The organism is Stenotrophomonas sp. STEN029, assembly GCF_056760015.1.
Window position 1 is genome coordinate 1 of sequence record NZ_JBRREC010000181.1, and the last position, 852, is coordinate 852.

Annotated in this window: 1 protein-coding gene; it reads left to right on the plus strand. The window is 57.5% G+C overall.

Annotated elements, in window-relative coordinates:
* Positions 1-317 precede the first annotated feature (317 nt).
* The coding region (locus ACVOLI_RS20500; protein ID WP_204276065.1) for a protein rep at positions 318-852 on the plus strand (535 nt) is incomplete at its 3' end.

The following is an 852-nucleotide window of genomic DNA, read 5'->3' on the forward strand; positions in this document are numbered from 1 at the left end:
GGGGCCGCTTTTTGACCCCCGCAGGGGGTGCTTTTCCCTTTACTTGATACCTAAGGGATATCTCCAACTTCCGAAAACCCTGTTGAGCCCTTGTGGCACAAGGGTTTCAGGGGTGGTCTTGCGGGGGAGGATTTTTTTGGTACAAAGAGAAAGGCCCCGGCGGTAACCGGGGCCTTCAAAGAGTGGTCTGGCGGGATTGGCGTCCCCCTGACCGAGGCACCTACGGCGATAGGCACAAGATGAGACTACACACGACCGGGCGACCCGGCAAGAGCAAGACCAGGACAAAGGCTGAACCATCGAAACGGTGGGAATACTTGTCCGACAGCAGCCCCAAAGACCGGTCGTGGGACACCCACCGCAGCGAAGCGGAGGGGGTGGAAGAGCACTTGAAGAGCCCCGGCACGGAACGGTGGATTTGGAAGCAAGGCAAGCGCGTCGAGGAATGTTCTCCGTCGCTTGGCTTTGCCCTCACCGCTGACCCGGAGACTGGGGAAGCCGGTTTGAAGTTGGCGCAAGCCAAGTTCTGCCGGGTTCGCTTCTGCCCAGTGTGTCAGTGGAGACGTTCCCTCATGTGGCAAGCCCGCTTCCATCAAGCGTTGCCGGAGTTGTTGGCTACCGTGCCGGATGCGCAGTTTTTGTTCCTTACCGTGACAGTGCGGAACTGCGCGATTTCGGATCTGCGCGAAACGCTAAAAACGATGGGCAAGGCATGGAACCGCTTCACCCAACGACGAGAGTTCTCAGCGATTGAAGGCTGGATAAGAACCGTTGAAGTCACACGCGGAAAAGACGGTTCGGCGCATCCGCATTTCCATGCGTTGTTGTTAGTCAAACCGAGCTACTTCAAAA